At 70.1% G+C, this 18,495-nt stretch carries 12 protein-coding genes; 8 read left to right on the forward strand and 4 right to left on the reverse strand.

What is annotated here, in order from left to right; genetic code table 11:
• The first annotated feature begins 59 nt into the window (after positions 1 to 59).
• Complete coding sequence (gene hflX / locus AOQ37_RS35835; RefSeq protein ID WP_062650983.1) at positions 60 to 1,553, forward strand: GTPase HflX; 1,494 nt, start codon at positions 60 to 62, stop codon at positions 1,551 to 1,553.
• 75 nt (positions 1,554 to 1,628) lie between these two features.
• On the opposite strand, the gene AOQ37_RS35840 is transcribed toward hflX, so the two are convergent.
• Entirely contained in the window at positions 1,629 to 2,843 is a 1,215-nt protein-coding gene (locus tag AOQ37_RS35840; RefSeq protein WP_062650985.1) for a trypsin-like serine peptidase, read from the reverse strand.
• 218 nt (positions 2,844 to 3,061) lie between these two features.
• Positions 3,062 to 4,285, reverse strand: coding sequence for a trypsin-like serine peptidase (locus AOQ37_RS35845; RefSeq protein ID WP_062650988.1), 1,224 nt, complete (start codon positions 4,283 to 4,285; stop codon positions 3,062 to 3,064).
• Between the two features lie 304 nt (positions 4,286 to 4,589).
• On the opposite strand from AOQ37_RS35845, the gene AOQ37_RS41605 reads away from it, so the two are divergent.
• The 4 genes from AOQ37_RS41605 (at position 4,590) to AOQ37_RS35865 (ending at position 11,863) form a co-directional block, all read left to right on the forward strand.
• Positions 4,590 to 6,953, forward strand: coding sequence for a diaminobutyrate--2-oxoglutarate transaminase family protein (locus tag AOQ37_RS41605; RefSeq protein ID WP_374701572.1), 2,364 nt, complete (start codon positions 4,590 to 4,592; stop codon positions 6,951 to 6,953).
• A 154-nt stretch (positions 6,954 to 7,107) separates the two neighbouring features.
• Positions 7,108 to 8,997: an IucA/IucC family protein gene (locus AOQ37_RS35855; protein WP_062650990.1), complete on the forward strand. Its 1,890-nt coding sequence runs from the start codon at positions 7,108 to 7,110 to the stop codon at positions 8,995 to 8,997.
• Positions 8,892 to 9,695: a GNAT family N-acetyltransferase gene (locus AOQ37_RS35860; RefSeq protein ID WP_234437131.1), complete on the forward strand. Its 804-nt coding sequence runs from the start codon at positions 8,892 to 8,894 to the stop codon at positions 9,693 to 9,695. Before AOQ37_RS35855 ends, AOQ37_RS35860 begins: the two co-directional genes overlap by 106 nt.
• A gap of 173 nt (positions 9,696 to 9,868) precedes the next feature.
• Positions 9,869 to 11,863: an ATP-dependent DNA helicase gene (locus tag AOQ37_RS35865; protein ID WP_062650995.1), complete on the forward strand. Its 1,995-nt coding sequence runs from the start codon at positions 9,869 to 9,871 to the stop codon at positions 11,861 to 11,863.
• Positions 11,864 to 11,997: 134 nt separating this feature from the next.
• On the opposite strand, the gene lexA is transcribed toward AOQ37_RS35865, so the two are convergent.
• Complete coding sequence (gene lexA, locus AOQ37_RS35870) at positions 11,998 to 12,777, reverse strand: transcriptional repressor LexA (protein WP_062650997.1); 780 nt, start codon at positions 12,775 to 12,777, stop codon at positions 11,998 to 12,000.
• A gap of 583 nt (positions 12,778 to 13,360) precedes the next feature.
• Between lexA and nrdR the strand changes: the two genes are divergently transcribed.
• Positions 13,361 to 13,930 carry a transcriptional regulator NrdR gene (nrdR, locus tag AOQ37_RS35875; protein WP_062651091.1) on the forward strand — a complete coding sequence of 190 codons (570 nt, stop codon included), beginning with the start codon at positions 13,361 to 13,363 and terminating at the stop codon, positions 13,928 to 13,930.
• Positions 13,931 to 14,095: 165 nt separating this feature from the next.
• The gene (locus AOQ37_RS35880) at positions 14,096 to 16,996 is read left to right on the forward strand and encodes a vitamin B12-dependent ribonucleotide reductase (protein WP_062650999.1); all 2,901 of its coding nucleotides are present in this window, start codon (positions 14,096 to 14,098) and stop codon (positions 16,994 to 16,996) included.
• 128 nt (positions 16,997 to 17,124) lie between these two features.
• Here AOQ37_RS35880 and AOQ37_RS35885 read toward each other — a convergent pair whose 3' ends face one another.
• On the reverse strand, positions 17,125 to 17,658 hold the full coding sequence (locus AOQ37_RS35885) for a TerD family protein (protein ID WP_062651001.1): 534 nt from the start codon (positions 17,656 to 17,658) through the stop codon (positions 17,125 to 17,127).
• Between the two features lie 156 nt (positions 17,659 to 17,814).
• Between AOQ37_RS35885 and AOQ37_RS35890 the strand changes: the two genes are divergently transcribed.
• Positions 17,815 to 18,420 carry a YdbC family protein gene (locus tag AOQ37_RS35890; protein ID WP_062651003.1) on the forward strand — a complete coding sequence of 202 codons (606 nt, stop codon included), beginning with the start codon at positions 17,815 to 17,817 and terminating at the stop codon, positions 18,418 to 18,420.
• The last annotated feature ends 75 nt before the right edge of the window (positions 18,421 to 18,495 follow it).

Genomic DNA, 18,495 nt, shown 5'->3' on the forward strand with positions numbered 1-18,495 from the left:
CTCGCGCGTTGACCTCCATGAAGGCCGCCGTAACCGGCATCCAACGACGTAAGGACCCAATGACCTCCTCTTCTTCCTCTTCCCAGGACACCCAGCGCGTTGCGCACGCCTACCCCGAAGGTCTCCGGGCCGATGCCCTGATGGAAGAGGACGTCGCCTGGAGCCACGAGATCGACGGAGACCGGGACGGCGACCAGTTCGACCGCTCCGAGCGCGCGGCCCTGCGCCGCGTCGCGGGCCTCTCCACCGAACTCGAGGACGTCACCGAGGTCGAGTACCGCCAGCTCCGCCTGGAGCGGGTCGTGCTCGTCGGCGTCTGGACCACCGGAACCGCACAGGACGCGGACAACTCCCTCGCGGAGCTGGCCGCCCTCGCGGAGACGGCGGGCGCGCTCGTGCTCGACGGCGTCATCCAGCGCCGTGACAAGCCCGACGCGGCCACCTACATCGGCTCCGGCAAGGCACAGGAGCTGCGCGACCTCGTCCTCGAGACGGGCGCGGACACCGTCATCTGCGACGGTGAGCTCAGCCCGGGTCAGCTGATCCAGCTCGAGGACGTCGTCAAGGTCAAGGTCATCGACCGTACGGCCCTGATCCTGGACATCTTCGCCCAGCACGCCAAGTCCCGGGAGGGCAAGGCGCAGGTCGCGCTCGCGCAGATGCAGTACATGCTGCCGAGGCTGCGCGGCTGGGGTCAGTCGCTGTCCCGGCAGATGGGCGGCGGCAAGGGCGGCGGCCTCGCCACCCGTGGCCCCGGTGAGACCAAGATCGAGACGGACCGGCGTCGGATCCGCGAGAAGATGGCGAAGATGCGCCGGGAGATCGCGGACATGAAGACCGGCCGCGAGATCAAGCGCCAGGAACGCAAGCGCCACAAGGTGCCGTCCGTCGCCATCGCGGGGTACACCAACGCCGGCAAGTCGTCGCTGCTCAACCGCCTCACCGGTGCGGGCGTCCTGGTCGAGAACGCGCTGTTCGCGACCCTGGACCCGACCGTGCGCCGGGCGGAGACCCCGAGCGGTCGCCTGTACACGCTGGCCGACACGGTCGGCTTCGTCCGGCACCTGCCGCACCACCTGGTCGAGGCGTTCCGCTCCACCATGGAAGAGGTCGGCGAGGCCGACCTGATCCTGCACGTGGTGGACGGCTCGCACCCGAACCCGGAGGAGCAGCTGGCCGCCGTACGCGAGGTGGTCCGGGACGTCGGCGCCACCGGCGTGCCCGAGGTCGTCGTGATCAACAAGGCGGACGCGGCCGACCCGCTGACGCTCCAGCGGCTCATGCGGATCGAGAAGCGTTCCATCGCCGTCTCGGCCCGCACCGGCCAGGGCATCGCCGAGCTGCTCGCGCTGATCGACAACGAGCTGCCGCGGCCGTCCGTCGAGGTGGAGGCACTCGTGCCGTACACCCACGGCGGTCTGGTGGCCCGCGCCCACACCGAGGGCGAGGTGATCTCCGAGGAGCACACGGCGGAGGGCACGCTGCTGAAGGTGCGGGTGCACGAGGAGCTGGCGGCGGACCTCGCGCCGTACGTACCGGCTCCGCTCGCCTGAGCCGTCACGACCCGCTGAACGCCCGAAGGCCCGCCCCCTGCTTCCCGCAGGGGGCGGGCCTTCGGCGTGTACGGTTCACCGGCCGCCGTACGTCCTGCTCATGTTCTCGTACAGCGCCTCGGCCTCCCGGCCGAGCCGGGGCCCCGCCAGCCAGGTGTTGTCGGCCGGGCCGATCGAGGTGTTGGAGACCAGTTCGGTCCTGCCGCCCACCACCCGGAACCAGCCGCCGCCGGACGAACCGCCGGTCATCGTGCAGCCGATGCGGTACATCGCCGGCAGCGACGCGTCCAGTGAGAACCGTCCCGGCCGGTCGAGGCACTTGAACATCTTGAGCCCGTTGTAGGGCGGTGCCGCCGGGTACCCCCAGGCGCCCATGGAGGCGACCTCGGTCGCGGACGGCGCGGAGAAGTCCACGTCCAGCGCCGCGCCGACCGTCTCCTCCAGCGACTCGGAGCCCTGCTCCGGCGTCACGTGCAGCACGGCGTAGTCGTACGCGGCTCCCGCGCCGCCCGTGTCCGAGCCGCCCGCGATCCACTCGTTCGACGTCGACGCCCAGTCGGCCCACCAGTTGCCGTACGGGGCGATCTCCGACGCCGTGGCGTCGCCGAGCTGCGCCTCGGACTTGCCGAGGTCGTTGTAGGCCGGGACGAAGACGAGGTTGCGGTACCAGCCGCCGTCGCCCCCGGCGTGCACACAGTGCCCGGCCGTCCACACGAGGTTGGACTTCCCGGGGTGGTTCACGTCCTTGACGACCGTGCCGGAGCAGACCATCGTGCCTTCGGGCGAGTCGAAGAAGACCTTGCCGACCGGGGCCGCGTTCTCGTGGTACGGCGTCTTCTCGGCGGTCGCCTTCACGGCCGTCGGATCCGGGTCGCTGACGCCCTGGTCTGCGGCGGCGTCCTTCGTGGTGACGGTCTTGTTCGCCTCCTTCGCGGACCGCATCCGCTCGGGCTTCCACAGCCCTTCGATCACCGGATTGACGAAGTCCTTGGCCGCGCTGAGCCACTTGTCCCTGTCCCAGTCCTGCCAGCCGCCGTCGGCCCACTTGTCGACGTCGACGCCGTGCTTCGCGAGCTTGTCGGCGATGTCGGCCGGGACCTTGACCTTGCCGCCGGCGGAGCCGGAGCCGGCGGCCGTCCCGGATGCGGTGGCGGTGGCGTCGGCCCCGGTGTCGTCGGAGCCGCCGCCGCACGCGGTGGCGGTCAGGGCCAGGGCGGCGACGAGACCGGCCGCGAGCAGGGTGCGCCGTCGCCCGTGCGGGCGCGCGGCGGACGTACGTGTGGAACGCATGGTGCGATGTCCCCCGTTGAGACGTGTGAAGGTGAAACGTATGGATCGTCGCGAGGTGCGAGGTGACCTGGGTCGGGTGTCATGGGCCTGACAGGTCTAGGCCGCCGCAATGACGCCGGCACCCTCCCACGGGCAACACACCACTATGCCCGGGGAATTCGGGACGAACGGCGGTGGGACGGTGAAGGTTCCCGTCAGGCGTCCCACCGCCGATCACGCTACTGACCGGCGAACTTGTCGCTCACCGAGTCGTACACACCCTTGGCCACGTCACCCAGCCGCGGCCCCGCGAGCCAACCGGCCTTCACCGGGCCGATCGAGGTGTTGGACACCAGCGCGGGCTTCCCGTCCGACCCCTTCGCGACCCAGCCGCCGCCCGACGAACCACCGGTCATCGTGCAGCCGATGCGGTACATCGTGGGGTCCGAGGAGCTCAGGGAGAACCGTCCCGGCTTGTCCTGGCACTGGTAGAGGGCCTGCCCGTCGTACGGCGCCGCCGCCGGGTAACCGGTCGCGGTGATGCTGCTCACCTTCGGCACCGCCGGGGCGTTGAAGTCCACCGGGAGCGCCGAACCGACCGTCTCCTCCAGGGACTTGCCCGTACCGCCCTCCTCCGGGGTCACATGGATGACGGCGTAGTCGTACGAGGCGCCGTCACCGCCGGTCTCGCCGCCCTGCGCGATCCACTGGTCGGACGTCTTCGTCCAGTCGCCCCACCAGACCCCGTACGGAGCGACCTGCTCCTTGGTGGCGGTCTCCAACTCCTTGGCCGACAGGCCCGAGTCGTTGTACGACGGCACGAACGCGATGTTGCGGTACCAGCCGCCGCCCTTGCCGGCGTGCACACAGTGGCCCGCCGTCCACACCAGGTCGGACTTGCCGGGGTGAGCCGGGTCCTGCACGACCGTCGCCGAGCAGACCATCGTGCCCTCCGGGGAGTCGAAGAGCACCTTGCCCGCCTCGGCGGCGTTCTCGTGGTACGAGGGCGATACGGCCTTCGCGTCCACCGCCTGCGGCGTCGGGTCGGTCACGCCCTGGTCACCGGAGAGGTCGTTCTCGTCGACGCTCCGGTCCGGGTCCTCGGCCTCCCGCATGCGATCCGGGTCCCACAGCCCCGCGATGATCGGGTTGACGTAGTCCTGCGCCTCACGCAGCCAGTCGTCCTTGTCCCAGTTCTTCCAGGCGCCGTTCTTCCACTTGTCGAGATCGATCCCGTGCTCTTTGAGCCTGTCCTTGATGTCGTCCGGGATCGTGATCTTGCCGTCGCTACCGGTCGACGCCGTCGCGGCGGCCTGGTTGTCCGCCTCGGTGTCGCCCGAATCACAGGCGGTCGCGGTGAGCGCGAGCACCGAGGCGAGGGCCACGGCGCCCAGGACGGGGGAGGTTCTGCGGCGCGCGTTCCTCCCCCGCCGAACGACGAACGACGGCCGTATGGATCGCATGATCTGACTCCCCCTGCTGTCAACGAACTTGAAGTACCGACCGCTCCCGCCGAGTGGAACTCATGGTGATCTCACACCGAGTTCAAGCGGATCTCACGGCCATGTGTGATGCCACCACACGATAAGCGGTCGTCGCGGGGGACTCCCGACCGAATGGCAACTGTTCCGCCACAGACCGACGACGGGACCGGCCGGGCGGCGGTCATTCTCCTCACCACCCGTAACCGGCACGCCCGCGCGGTGTTGGTACCGATGGGGGCCGCTGTGTGTGCTCGCCCTTCGACCCGCGGAAGGACTGAGGGACGTGGCAGTGACCGAGCCGGTACCCGAGGAGGCCGCCTCGGGGCGTACCGACGGAACCCGCCCCGACGGAACCTCCGGCGCGGTGTCTCCCGCCGCCGCATCCTCCGTCGCCGACTGCCCCGTCGAGGGGGACCTCGTCGCCGGAACGGCGGTCACGGGCAACCGGACGGGCGGCCGCCGCGCGCACGAGGGGATCCTGCGGCGGCAGTCGGCCCGCGAGTCCGCGGCGCGCACCTACGCGCGTGCCCTGCCGATCGTGCCGGTACGGGCGCGCGGCCTGACCATCGAGGGCGCGGACGGCCGCCGCTACCTCGACTGTCTCTCGGGCGCCGGAACCCTCGCGCTCGGCCACAACCATCCCGTCGTGCTGGAGGCCATCCGCAAGGTCCTCGACTCGGGAGCGCCCCTGCACGTCCTCGACCTCGCCACCCCCGTCAAGGACGCCTTCGTCACCGAACTGTTCCGCACCCTGCCACCCGGTCTCGCCGACCACGCGCGCGTGCAGTTCTGCGGACCGGCCGGCACGGACGCGGTGGAGGCAGCCCTCACGCTGGTCCGGGCCGCCACCGGCCGCACCGGTGTCCTGGCCTTCACCGGTGCGTACCACGGCTTGACCGCCGGATCCCTCGAGGCCTCCGGGGGTGCCCACGACGTACGGGTGGCGCGGCTGCCCTATCCGCAGGACTACCGTTGCCCGTTCGGTGTAGGCGGCGAGCGCGGCGCCGAACTCGGGGCCCGCTGGGCCGAGTCCCTCCTCGACGACCCCAAGTCGGGGGTACGGCACCCCGCCGGGATGATCCTCGAACCGGTCCAGGGCGAGGGCGGTGTCATTCCCGCGCCGGACCGGTGGATGCGGCGCATGCGCCAGATCACGGCCGAGCGCTCGATCCCCCTGATCGCCGACGAGGTCCAGACCGGCGTCGGCCGGACCGGCGCCTTCTGGGCGGTGGAGCACAGCGGGATCGTCCCCGACGTGATGGTCATGTCCAAGGCCATCGGGGGCAGCCTGCCGTTGGCCGTCATCGTCTACCGTGACGCCCTCGACGTCTGGCAACCCGGCGCCCACGCGGGCACGTTCCGCGGCAACCAGCTCGCCATGGCCGCGGGTACGGCCACCCTCGCCTACGTGCGCGAGAACCGTCTCGCCGAGCGCGCGGCCACCCTGGGGAGCCGCATGCTGGGCCAACTCCGCTCTCTCGCCAGGGACTTTCCGTGCATGGGGGACGTACGGGGTCGCGGGCTGATGATCGGGGTCGAGATGGTGGACCCCGAGGGGGCGAGCGGGCCCGGCCCGATCGGCGTTCAGCGCGCCGCCACGCAGGCCGGTGATGAACGCGGCGCGACGGCCGACGGTGCGCATGCCCATGACGTCGACCCCCGCCCGGCGCTTCCTTCGGCTCCCGCGCTGGCGGCCGCCGTGCGACGGGAGTGCCTGCGCCGGGGCCTGATCGTCGAACTCGGCGGCCGCCACGCCAGCGTCGTACGGCTGCTTCCGCCCCTGACGATCACCGACGAGCAGGCCACCGCCGTACTCGACCGACTCGCGGACGCCATGGCGGCAGCGTCCCGCAGCCCCAGGCCCAGCCTCAGCCCCCACAGGAGTCAGGGCCGGGGCCAGAGCCTCAGTACCAGCCGCAGCCGCAGCCGCAGCCGGAGCCGGCGGATGTCCGACCAACGGAACCCTCAGCCCGGGTCCGGGTCGGGCCCCGGGTCCGGGTCCGAGTCCGGGTCCCAGTCCGGGGCAGAGTCCGGGCCCGAGTCCGGGGCAGAGTCCGGGTCCCAGTCCGAGTCTGGGCCTGAGTTCAAGTCCGAGCCCGAGCCCGAGTCCGAGTCCGGGTCCGGGTCCGGGTCCGAGTCCGGGCTTCGGCCTCCGGGCCGGCCGGCGGATGAGCGCCAGCACCGGAGCGAGAACCGCGCCGAGCCTGAGCCCCGGTATCGGCTCCAGGGCCGGGGACAGAACCGGCCGGAGCCCCGTGCCCAGGGCCAGTCCCCGAACTTGCCCGAGCAGGAGTCCCAGCCAGAGCTCCAGGGCGAGGGCAAGGACCGGCCGAAGCCGCAGGCCCAGGGCCAGCCCCCGCCCCAACGCCAGGGCCAGACCTCGAACCGGTCTGAGCAGGAGTTCCAACGTCAGCTCCAAGGCCAAGGCCAAGGCCAAGGCCAAGGCCAGACCCACACGCGGCCCGGGCATGAGCCTGAGCAGGAGTCCCAGCCTCGGCTCCAAGGTCAAGGCCAGACCCACACCAGGCCCGAGCGTGAGCCCGAGCACGAGTCCCAGCGTCAGTCCCAGGACCCGGGTCAGGGTCGGTCGAGCTGGCCGCCCGGGACGGATCGGCGTCGGGGTGGGCATGCCGAGTGGGCGGGGTAGTCCCGGGCCGCCGTCGGCGTGCCCCCGGTACCGCGGGCGCTGGCGGTACCGGTGTCGACCTCCCGATCGCTGCGTGCCCACGCGCCCAGCGGGCGCCCGAGTTCCGTGCCGCCGCCCGCTCGCGGCGGACCCCACCACTTCACGAGGAACGACCTTGACCACCTCCGCCCACTCCCATCAGCCGGCACCCCTCTCGCCCTCCGTCCCCGAGCAACAGCCCCACCAGCAGCCCCATCAACAGGAAGGCGCCACCCCCGTGGCGCCGCCGGGCCACGCCGATCTGCTGGAGCATGCCTATCCGCACACGGCTGCCGACGCGGCTGCCGTGGAGAACCTGTTGCGCTGCTGGGTGCGCGAGACAGGCTTGCCCGCACCCCGAGACGGGGTTCTGCGCGTGCCGCTGCCCGCCAGTGGCATCACCTTGCTCACCCCCGTCTCCTACTGGTCCCCGACCGGCTGGCACCGCTTCGGCCTCCCACGGCTGGCCTGCGCACCCGAGCAGTCCCCGCCGGCGGACGCCGTCACGGTGGCGGCTCTGCTGGCCCGCGAGACGTCCCGGGACGCCGGCCCGTCCGACGGATCCGCCCGCCTGGACAAGACCGACGGTGAAGGCACCGACCTCGTCGCACGCGTCGCCGACTCCGTCCGCCGTACCGCCGTGTTCATCGGCGAGCGCAGGGAACGCCCCGGCGCCGCCTCCGACCTGTTCCTGACCGCCGAACAGGCGCTGCTGCTCGGACATCCGCTGCACCCGACGCCGAAGAGCCGGGAAGGCCTCTCGGAGGGTGAAGCGCTGCGCTACTCACCGGAGTCGCGGGGCTCCTTCCCTCTGCGCTGGCTCGCTGTCGCTCCTTCCGCGGTCGCCACCGACTCTGCCTGGACCGAGGGCGGCCGTCCCGTCCCCGCCGCCCGGTTGACGGCCAGGCTCGGCGGCGCCGGGCTGCCGTTGCCGGCGGGGTTCGCCGCACTGCCGGTGCACCCCTGGCAGCTGCGCGAGGCACGGCATCGTCCCGAGGTCGAGGCCCTGTTCGACGCCGGACTGCTCCAGGACCTGGGCGCCCATGGCCCCTCGTGGCATCCGACCTCCTCCGTCCGCACCGTCCACCGGCCCGGCGCACCCGCCATGCTCAAACTGTCGTTGGGCCTGCGCATCACCAACTCCTGTCGTGAGAACCTCCGCAAAGAACTCCACCGCGGTGTCGAGGTGCACCGCCTGCTGCGCGCGGGCCTGGCCGAGCAGTGGCAGGCGGCCCACCCGGACTTCGACATCGTCCGCGACCCGGCCTGGCTCGCGGTCGACGGCGCCGACGGTCTCCCGCTGACAGGCCTCGACGTGATGATCCGCCACAACCCGTTCGCTCCGGAGGACGACGTCTCCTGCGTGGCAGGCCTTGTCGCACCCCGGCCCGACACGGTCTCCGCCCACGGCTCCCGGCTGACCGTGATCATCAGGCAGCTCGCCGTACGGACGGGCCGACCGCTGTCGGCGGTCGCCGCCGAGTGGTTCCTGCGCTATCTGGAGCAGGTCGTCCGCCCCGTCCTGTGGCTCGACGGTGCGGCCGGGATCGCACTGGAGGCGCATCAGCAGAACACGCTCCTCCTCCTGGACCCCGACGGCTGGCCCACCGGCGGCCGCTACCGCGACAACCAGGGCTACTACTTCCGCGAGTCCGGCCGCGCGGAGCTCGAAGCCCGGCTGCCCGGCATCGGCGAGCACAGCGACACCTTCGTGTCCGACGAGGTCACCGACGAGCGCTTCGCCTACTACCTGGGCATCAACAACGTGCTCGGCCTCATCGGCGCCTTCGGCTCCCAGCGGCTCGCCGACGAGCAACTGCTGCTCGCCGCGTTCCGGCGCTTCCTCGGCGAGGCCGCCGCCGGCCCCCGCCGACTCGCCGGTTCGCTGCCCGCCCGGCTGCTCGACTCGCCCCGGCTGCGCTGCAAGGCCAATCTGCTGACCCGGTTGCACGGCCTCGACGAACTCGTCGGTCCCGTGGACACCCAGTCCGTCTACGTCACCATCGCCAACCCCCTGCACTCCTGAGCCGTCGCTCCACCGGCCGTCCGTCCCCGCCCTGCTCCGAGGAACCCGCCCCGCCCGACCTGCTGAGAGGAGCTGCCGTGGCTCCCGTAGAGACAGCCGCCGACAGCCGTACCCCTCCCGCCGCCTCCGACCTGCTCGACCACGTCGGCGGCTGGGGGCCCACATCCACCCCCGCTGGTGCCTTCCACCTGGTCCCCGTACAGGTCGACAGGGACCTCACCCTCGTCTGCCGGTGGATGAACGACCCCGCGGTCGCGGCGTTCTGGGAGCTGGCGGGACCCGACTCCGTGACAGCGCGACACCTGCGCCGCCAGCTCGCCGACGACGGGCGCAGCGTCCCCTGCCTCGGGGTGCTGGAAGGCCGGCCCATGAGCTACTGGGAGATCTACCGGGCAGACCTCGACCCGCTGGCGGCCCACTGTCCGGTCCGGCCGCACGACACCGGTATCCACTTCCTCGTGGGCGGTCGCGCAGACCGCGGGCGAGGTCTCGGCAGCCTTCTGCTCAGAGCCGTCGCCGACCTGATCCTCGACCGGAGGCCCGCCTGTACCCGCGTCGTCGCCGAACCCGACCTGCGCAACATCGCGTCCATCGCCACCTTCCTGAGCGCGGGCTTCCGGTTCCTCGCCGAGATCGAGCTGCCCACCAAGCGGGCCGCCCTCATGGGCCGGGACCGGGTCCCCTGTGATCTTTCGTGACGCTGAGTGTTCGCGCCGTCACAGAGAGAACGGCCGCCGCGTCGCACGAGTTCCCGCGTCCCTCCGGACCCCGGCCTCCCCGCCCCTGACGAGAGACCCACCGTCTTGATCCCTTCCGTCCCGTCCGCCTTGACCACACGTTTGTCAGTGCCGCGCCGTAGTGTGGTCGCGCTATGACGAAGCCCTCACTCCCCGAACTCCTGCACGCTGCCGTCACCGCTGTCGGCGGTACGGAGCGCCCCGGCCAGGTGACCATGGCCGAAGCCGTCGCCGAGGCGATCGACGACGGATCCCATCTGCTGGTCCAGGCCGGCACCGGCACCGGCAAGTCGCTCGGCTACCTCGTGCCCGCCCTCGCGCACGGGGAGCGGGTCGTGGTCGCGACCGCCACGCTGGCCCTCCAGCGCCAGCTCGTGGAGCGGGACCTGCCGCGTACGGTCGACGCGCTGCACCCGCTGCTGCGCCGCCGCCCGGAGTTCGCGATGCTCAAGGGCAGGTCGAACTACCTGTGCCTGCACCGCCTCCATGAAGGCGTCCCGCAGGACGAGGAGGAGGGCCTCTTCGACCAGTTCGAGGCGGCCGCGCCCACCAGCAAGCTGGGCCAGGACCTGCTCAGGCTGCGGGACTGGTCGGACGACACCGAGACCGGGGACCGGGACGACCTCACGCCAGGTGTCTCCGACCGGGCCTGGGCCCAGGTGTCGGTGTCCTCCCGGGAGTGTCTGGGGGCCACGAAGTGCGCCTACGGTGCCGAGTGCTTCGCCGAGATGGCCCGCGAGCGCGCCAAGCTCGCCGAGGTCGTCGTCACCAACCACGCGCTGCTCGCCATCGACGCCATCGAGGGTGCGCCGGTCCTGCCGCAGCACGAGGTGCTGATCGTCGACGAGGCGCATGAGCTGGTCTCGCGGGTCACCGGCGTCGCGACCGGCGAACTCACTCCCGGCCAGGTCAACCGGGCCGTACGCCGGGCGGCGAAGCTGGTCAACGAGAAGGCCGCCGACCAGCTCCAGACCGCCGCCGAGGGCTTCGAGCGGCTCATGGAACTGGCACTGCCCGGCCGTCTGGAGGAGGTCCCGGAGGATCTCGGGTACGCCCTCATGGCCTTGCGTGACGCCGCGCGGACCGTCATCTCGGCCATCGGCGCGACCCGTGACAAGTCCGTCCAGGACGAGGACGCGGTCCGCAAGCAGGCCCTCGCGTCCGTGGAGAGCGTGCACGACGTGGCGGAGCGGATCGTCAACGGCTCCGAGTACGACGTCGTCTGGTACGAGCGGCACGACCGATTCGGCGCCTCCGTGCGCGTCGCGCCCATGTCCGTGTCGGGCCTGCTCAGGGAGAAGCTCTTCGCCGACCGCTCCGTGACCCTGGCCTCGGCGACCCTCAAGCTGGGCGGGGACTTCAACGGCGTGGGCGCCTCCATGGGGCTGGCCCCGGAAGGCACCGAGGGCGAGGACGTCCCCCAGTGGAAGGGCATCGACGTGGGGTCGCCCTTCGACTACCCCAAGCAGGGCATCCTCTACGTGGCCAAACACCTGTCGCGCCCCGCGCGGGACGGCGACCGCGGCGACATGCTGGACGAACTGACCGAGCTGATCCAGGCGGCCGGTGGACGCACGCTCGGTCTGTTCTCCTCCATGCGGGCCGCGCAGCTCGCCGCCGAGGAGCTGCGCACGCGGGTCCCCGAGTTCCCGATCCTCCTCCAGGGCGAGGAGACGCTCGGTGAGCTGATCAAGAACTTCGCGGCGGACCCGAAGACCTGTCTCTTCGGTACGTTGTCGCTCTGGCAGGGTGTCGACGTCCCCGGTCCCAGCTGTCAGCTGGTCGTGATGGACAAGATCCCGTTCCCGCGCCCGGACGATCCCTTGATGAGCGCCCGCCAGAAGGCGGTGGAGGAGGCGGGCGGCAATGGCTTCATGGCCGTCGCGGCCACCCATGCGGCGCTGCTGATGGCACAGGGCGCGGGCCGGCTGGTGCGGGCGTCGGGGGACCGCGGTGTGGTCGCCGTACTGGACCAGCGGCTGGCGACGGCCCGGTACGGGAGCTATCTGAAGGCGTCCCTGCCCGACTTCTGGTACACCACGGACCGCAACCAGGTGCGCAGGTCGCTCGCGGCGATCGACGCGGTGGCCAAGCAGGCGGAGGCGGAAGCCGGGTCGGAGACGGAGTGAGGGAGGGGCCGTCCCGCTCCGGGGACGGCCCCTCACCTGGATACATCGGGCACAGCACAGGGCCCCGGAACCGGCGCAGGGATCCCGGGGCCCAGCTTCGGGAGCGGACGGAGGCGTCTCGTCCACCGCCGTACTCAGACGCGGCGGAGTACGGCCACCACCTTGCCGAGGATGGTCGCGTCGTCGCCCGGGATCGGCTCGTACGCCGCGTTGTGCGGGAGGAGCCAGACATGGCCGTCCTCGCGCTTGAAACGCTTGACGGTCGCCTCGCCCTCCAGCATGGCCGCCACGATGTCGCCGTTCTCGGCGACGGGCTGGCGGCGGACGGTGACCCAGTCGCCATCGCAGATCGCGGCCTCGATCATCGAGTCACCCACGACCTTGAGGACGAACAGCTCGCCGTCACCCACCAGCTGCCTCGGGAGAGGGAAGACGTCCTCGACCGATTCCTCGGCGAGGATCGGACCACCGGCGGCGATGCGGCCGACCAGCGGGACGTACGACGCGGCGGGCTTGCCGGCGGTGTCCGTGGGCTGTACGGAGCTCGCCTGGTCGGACCCTCGGACCTCGTAGGCGCGCGGCCGGTGCGGGTCGCGGCGCAGGAAGCCCTTCCGCTCCAGTGCCATCAGCTGGTGGGCGACCGAGGACGTGCTGGACAGCCCGACCGCCTGACCGATCTCCCGCATGGACGGCGGGTATCCGCGCCGTTGTACGGAGTCCCTGATGACCTCGATCACTCGGCGCTGCCGGTCGGTGAGTCCCGAGCTGTCCGCGCGGATGCCTGGGGGTCGCCCCGGCAGCGAGCGCTTGTGTGCCTCGGGATTCATGGCTTCGTTCATCGCATGCACCGGCTCGAGTCGGCCCTGGGAGCGGTCCTGGGCAGTGATGGTGGCACTGTCTGCGGTGGTGGTCACGTCGGCCCCTCTCGATTGTCTCCCTGCTGGACAACGGTAGTTGCTTTCGAAAGGTTGCGCCAAACACACGTTCGAGTGAAAAAGCGTGGATAGCCTGACTTGATCATGTGTCTGGGTGTATGGCTAACGTGCTGCCCGGCAGACAAAAGGGCTCATTGTTGTACTCTTCTCCGCCGGGACGGATGGCCTGGTGAGGCGTGCCCTCAGTCTGCCATCCGCCGCCCCGCGGACCGGGAATCGGCCCCTCTCTGCGCGAGAGTCCCACCACTCCTCCCTGCGGCGCCCACGGTATCGCCGTATCCGGCGTGCCGGTACAGGTGTACGCGCGCGTGCACGGGTGGTTTTCGGATGCTGCGTGTGACGGCGGGATCGCGAGGGGTGAAGCTGTCGGACGCGACACGCGATGCAGCCTGGGTTTTTGGGCCGAGCCCCCATATGTAGTGGTTGGATTGCACCAGCGGCCCAGAAGTTGTGGTCCCCGGTGTCTTCGGACGCTCATGGATCCCCTATGCTGGGGGCTGCTTCGAGGGACCCGTGAGGTCCGGCGAGGCCATTGAGTCTGCTGTGAGGAGGGTTGGAGTTCATGCACTGCCCCTTCTGTAGGCACCCCGACAGCCGTGTCGTCGACAGCCGTACGACGGATGACGGCACGTCGATCCGTAGGCGCCGCCAATGCCCTGACTGCTCCCGTCGTTTCACGACCGTGGAGACGTGCTCGCTCATGGTGGTGAAGCGGTCCGGAGTCACCGAGCCCTTCAGTCGCATCAAGGTCATCAACGGCGTGCGCAAGGCGTGTCAGGGGCGGCCTGTCACCGAAGACGCTCTGGCTCAGCTCGGCCAGCGGGTCGAGGAGGCGGTACGGGCCACCGGAAGTGCCGAGTTGACCACCCATGACGTCGGGCTGGCCATACTCGGTCCGCTTCAGGAACTCGACCTCGTCGCGTATCTGCGATTCGCCTCCGTCTACCGGGCGTTCGACTCGCTCGAGGACTTCGAGGCCGCCATCGTGGAACTCAGGAACCAGACGGCACGCCCTGCCGCGGACGACGACGACCGCGAGGGCGATGCGGGAGCTGTTGTGGGGAGCCGGGGAGACGAAGGCGGGCCCGGAGGGACCGTGCAGGTCCCCGAGCCCGCTCACGCCGCCGACTGACCGAAGGGCCGGAACCGGGGTTTCGAGTCCGGGGACGGTCCGGCGGCGGCGGACCAAGACCTGCTGTGGGCGAATGCGCGTGGGTGCCCACAGCACAAGACAGAACACCGTGTCACGGGAACAACGTGGCATTTTAGGGCGTTTTCGCCCGTAGAGGGAGGCGGCATGACAGAGACGGCGAGCGGTCCGGCGCGAGGTTCCCGTGCCAAGGGCACCAAGACCACCAAGGGCCTGCGTATCGAGCGCATCCACACGACCCCCGGCGTGCACCCCTACGACGAGGTGGCCTGGGAGCGTCGTGACGTCGTCATGACCAACTGGCGCGACGGCTCGGTCAATTTCGAGCAGCGTGGCGTCGAGTTCCCCGACTTCTGGTCGGTGAACGCGGTCAACATCGTCACCAGCAAGTACTTCCGCGGTGCCGTCGGCACCCCTCAGCGCGAGACCGGCCTCAGGCAGCTGATCGACCGCATCGTGAAGACGTACCGGAAGGCCGGTGAGGACCACAGGTACTTCGCCTCGCCCGCCGACGCCGAGATCTTCGAGCACGAGCTGGCGTACGCCCTCCTGCACCAGATCTTCAGCTTCAACAGCCCCGTCTGGTTCAACGTCGGTACCCCGCAGCCCCAGCAGGTCTCCGCCTGCTTCATCCTGGCCGTCGACGACTCCATGGAGTCGATCCTCGACTGGTACAAGGAAGAGGGCATGATCTTCAAGGGCGGCTCCGGCGCCGGCCTGAACCTCTCCCGCATCCGCTCCTCGAAGGAGCTCCTGTCCTCCGGTGGCAACGCCTCCGGCCCGGTCTCCTTCATGCGTGGTGCCGACGCCTCCGCCGGCACCATCAAGTCCGGTGGCGCCACCCGTCGAGCGGCCAAGATGGTCGTCCTCGACGTGGACCACCCGGACGTCGAGGACTTCATCGCCACCAAGGTGAAGGAAGAGGAGAAGATCCGCGCCCTGCGCGACGCGGGCTTCGACATGGACCTGGGCGGCGACGACATCACGTCCGTCCAGTACCAGAACGCCAACAACAGCGTCCGCGTGAACGACGAGTTCATGACGGCCGTCGAGAACGGCACCGAGTTCGGCCTCCGCGCCCGTATGACCGGCGAGATCATCGAGAAGGTCGACGCCAAGGCGCTGTTCCGCAAGCTCGCCGAGGCCGCGTGGGCCTGTGCCGACCCGGGCATCCAGTACGACGGTGTGATCAACAACTGGCACACCTGCCCCGAGTCCGGCCGCATCACCGCGTCGAACCCGTGCAGCGAGTACATGCACCTGGACAACACGTCCTGCAACCTCGCCTCGCTGAACCTGATGAAGTTCCTCAAGGACGACAGCAAGGGCAACCAGTCCTTCGAGGCCGACCGCTTCCAGAAGGTCGTCGAGCTCGTCATCACCGCGATGGACATCTCCATCTGCTTCGCGGACTTCCCGACCCAGAAGATCGGCGAGAACACGCGCGCGTTCCGCCAGCTCGGCATCGGCTACGCCAACCTCGGCGCCCTGCTGATGGCCACCGGCCACGCCTACGACTCCGACGGCGGCCGCGCGCTGGCCGGCGCCATCACCTCCCTGATGACGGGCACGGCCTACCGCCGCTCCGCCGAACTGGCCTCGGTCGTCGGCACGTACGACGGCTACGCCCGCAACGCCGACGCCCACAACCGCGTCATGAAGCAGCACTCCGACGCCAACGGCGCGGCCGTCCGCATGGACGACCTGGACTCCCCGGTCTGGGCCGCCGCCACGGAGGCCTGGCAGGACGTCCTGCGGCTCGGTGAGAAGAACGGTTTCCGTAACTCCCAGGCGTCCGTGCTCGCCCCGACCGGCACCATCGGTCTGGCGATGTCCTGCGACACCACCGGCGTCGAGCCCGACCTCGCCCTGGTCAAGTTCAAGAAGCTCGTCGGCGGCGGCTCGATGCAGATCGTCAACGGCACCGTGCCGCAGGCCCTGCGCCGCCTGGGGTACCAGGAGGAGCAGATCGAGGCGATCGTCGCCCACATCGCCGACAACGGCAACGTGATCGACGCCCCCGGTCTCAAGCCTGAGCACTACGAGGTGTTCGACTGCGCCATGGGCGAGCGCGCCATCTCCCCGATGGGCCACGTCCGCATGATGGCCGCGATCCAGCCCTGGATCTCCGGCGCCATCTCCAAGACGGTCAACATGCCGGAGACGGCGACCGTCGAGGAGGTCGAGGAGATCTACTTCGAGGCATGGAAGCTCGGCGTCAAGGCTCTCGCGATCTACCGCGACAACTGCAAGGTCGGCCAGCCCCTCTCCGCGAAGACCAAGGAGAAGGAAAAGACCGAGATCACCGAGAAGGCCGAGGACACGATCCGCACCGCGGTCGAGAAGGTCATCGAGTACCGCCCGGTCCGCAAGCGTCTGCCCAAGGGCCGTCCCGGCATCACGACCTCCTTCACGGTCGGTGGCGCCGAGGGCTACATGACCGCCAACTCCTACCCGGACGACGGTCTCGGCGAGGTCTTCCTGAAGATGTCCAAGCAGGGCTCGACCCTCGCCGGCATGATGGACGCCTTCTCCATCGCGGTCTCCGTCGGTCTCCAGTACGGCGTGCCGCTGGAGACGTACGTCTCGAAGTTCACCAACATGCGCTTCGAGCCGGCCGGCATGACGGACGACCCGGACGTGCGGATGGCGCAGTCGATCGTCGACTACATCTTCCGCCGCCTGGCGCTCGACTTCCTGCCCTTCGAGACGCGTTCCGCGCTCGGCATCCACTCCGCCGAGGAGCGCCAGCGCCACCTGGAGACCGGCTCGTACGAGCCGACCTTCGAGGAGGAGAACGTGGACGTCGAGGGACTCGCGCAGTCCGCTCCGCGTCCGACGGACCTGAAGGCCGTCGCCACTCCCAAGGCCGACGTCGAAGCCGTCGAGCCCGCTCCGAAGCAGGCCCACACCAGTGCCGAACTGGTGGAGATGCAGCTGGGCATCCAGGCCGACGCCCCGCTGTGCTTCTCCTGCGGTACGAAGATGCAGCGGGCCGGTTCCTGCTACATCTGCGAGGGCTGCGGCTCGACCAGCGGTTGCAGCTGATCCCCGCCGTGCCGGTCAGGTCGCGATGATCTGACAGAGGGCGGTGGAGCCGGTACTCGGCTCCACCGCCCTCGGTGCTTTCCGCGTCTTCCACCGTCCACGGGGGCTCGGCGGCGTCTTTCGCGCCCTCAGGCGTGACGTACCTGGCCCATGGTGCGCGTGAACGTCGCCGGGTCGTCCTCGAAGCCCTGGACGCCGGGGTGGAACGACCATCCGTCGGTCGACTCGCGCAGGAACTCCCCGACCGTCGCCGCGGTCGCGCCGAGGACACCGGCGAAGTCGCCCTCGTCCAGGACGGTGTAGCCCTCCCGTATCCGGAAGGCGGGGTTGAGCACACCGACGAAGGTCCGGTGCTCCGGGTTCTGCTGTATGACGACGCCGACGACCACGCGCGCGTACCGCGCGTCCAGGCGGTCGAGCTCCAGCGTCATCACCTCGTCCCAACCGAAGCCCTTGCCGTCCTTGCTGTCACGGTTGAGATAGATCGTTCCGTCGGGGGAGCGACTGTCGAAGTGCACCACATAGGCAGGGACACCATGCGGATCGCTCTCCAGATAGGTCGCGGCCACGATGTCCAGGTCGGTGGCCGGCTGCCCCGTCGGACTCGGGTCCCACTTCAGAGCCATCTCGACCTTGCGGATTCCCTTGTTCAGGCCGCTCACCGGAATTCCCCTCCCCGTTTCCCCGTTTGACGTCGCCCCGAACACGCCGACTCTCAGGGCCGGTTGTCCATCCTGCCACGCGCGCGTGCGCCGTCGCAGCGTCGGTCTGTGAACGAGGGTGACCAACGCCACGCCCAGTGGCCGTACCATGGCGCGGTGCTGGTCAAGTGGATTCGCTGCACCGTGGTGGACCGCCGCGGTTTCGAACGGGGACAGCGAAAGTGGGCGGGGCTTCTGGGGGAGCCGGGGTTCCGGGGGCAGGGCGGGGGCTGGAGCAGGGGGCGGCCCTCGGTCGCGCATGTCTTCGCGTTCTGGGAGAGCCGTGCCTTCTACGACTCCTTCATGGCGCGCTCCCATGACCGGCTGGCGTCGGCTCAGTCGGGCACGTTCAAGGACGCCCAGGTGCGGCTGTTCGACTACCGCTTCGACGTGAAGACGGGCTTCGAGCCCCGCTTCACCGACGCCGACCTGCTGCGGGTGGCCCTGTGCCGGGTGCACGAGGAGCGGGCCGAGCACTTCACCCTCATGCAGGAGAAGGTGTGGAACCCCGCCATGGCGGGCTCGCCCGGCATGATCCGGGGGATGTTCGCCGAGGCGCCGGGGCACGAGTTCATGGTGCTCTCGATGTGGCGCTCGCAGGCCGAACACGGAAAGTACCGGACCGAGCGCGTGGAGCGGCTCGCACTGCGCGCCCAGACGGAGGCGGACATATCCGCCCTCACCGGTGACATCGTCGAGCTCGAGTCGACCTGGACGGTTTGAAAACCGGACTCGCGAGGGAAGCCGTCGAACGGCTTCTGTATGCGCTTTCTGGTGCGGGATTTGTGTGACCTACGC

This window comes from Streptomyces maremycinicus (assembly GCF_001184025.1).
Classification (GTDB): domain Bacteria; phylum Actinomycetota; class Actinomycetes; order Streptomycetales; family Streptomycetaceae; genus Streptomyces; species Streptomyces maremycinicus.

What these genes read in the sequence shown, in the direction of transcription:
- hflX (WP_062650983.1), top strand. Translation starts at nt 60, where the DNA reads ATGACCTCCTCTTCTTCCTCTTCCCAGGACACCCAGCGCGTTGCGCAC.
- AOQ37_RS35840 (WP_062650985.1), bottom strand. Translation starts at nt 2,843, where the DNA reads ATGCGTTCCACACGTACGTCCGCCGCGCGCCCGCACGGGCGACGGCGC.
- AOQ37_RS35845 (WP_062650988.1), bottom strand. Translation starts at nt 4,285, where the DNA reads ATGCGATCCATACGGCCGTCGTTCGTCGTTCGGCGGGGGAGGAACGCG.
- AOQ37_RS35865 (WP_062650995.1), top strand. Translation starts at nt 9,869, where the DNA reads ATGACGAAGCCCTCACTCCCCGAACTCCTGCACGCTGCCGTCACCGCT.
- nrdR (WP_062651091.1), top strand. Translation starts at nt 13,361, where the DNA reads ATGCACTGCCCCTTCTGTAGGCACCCCGACAGCCGTGTCGTCGACAGC.
- AOQ37_RS35880 (WP_062650999.1), top strand. Translation starts at nt 14,096, where the DNA reads ATGACAGAGACGGCGAGCGGTCCGGCGCGAGGTTCCCGTGCCAAGGGC.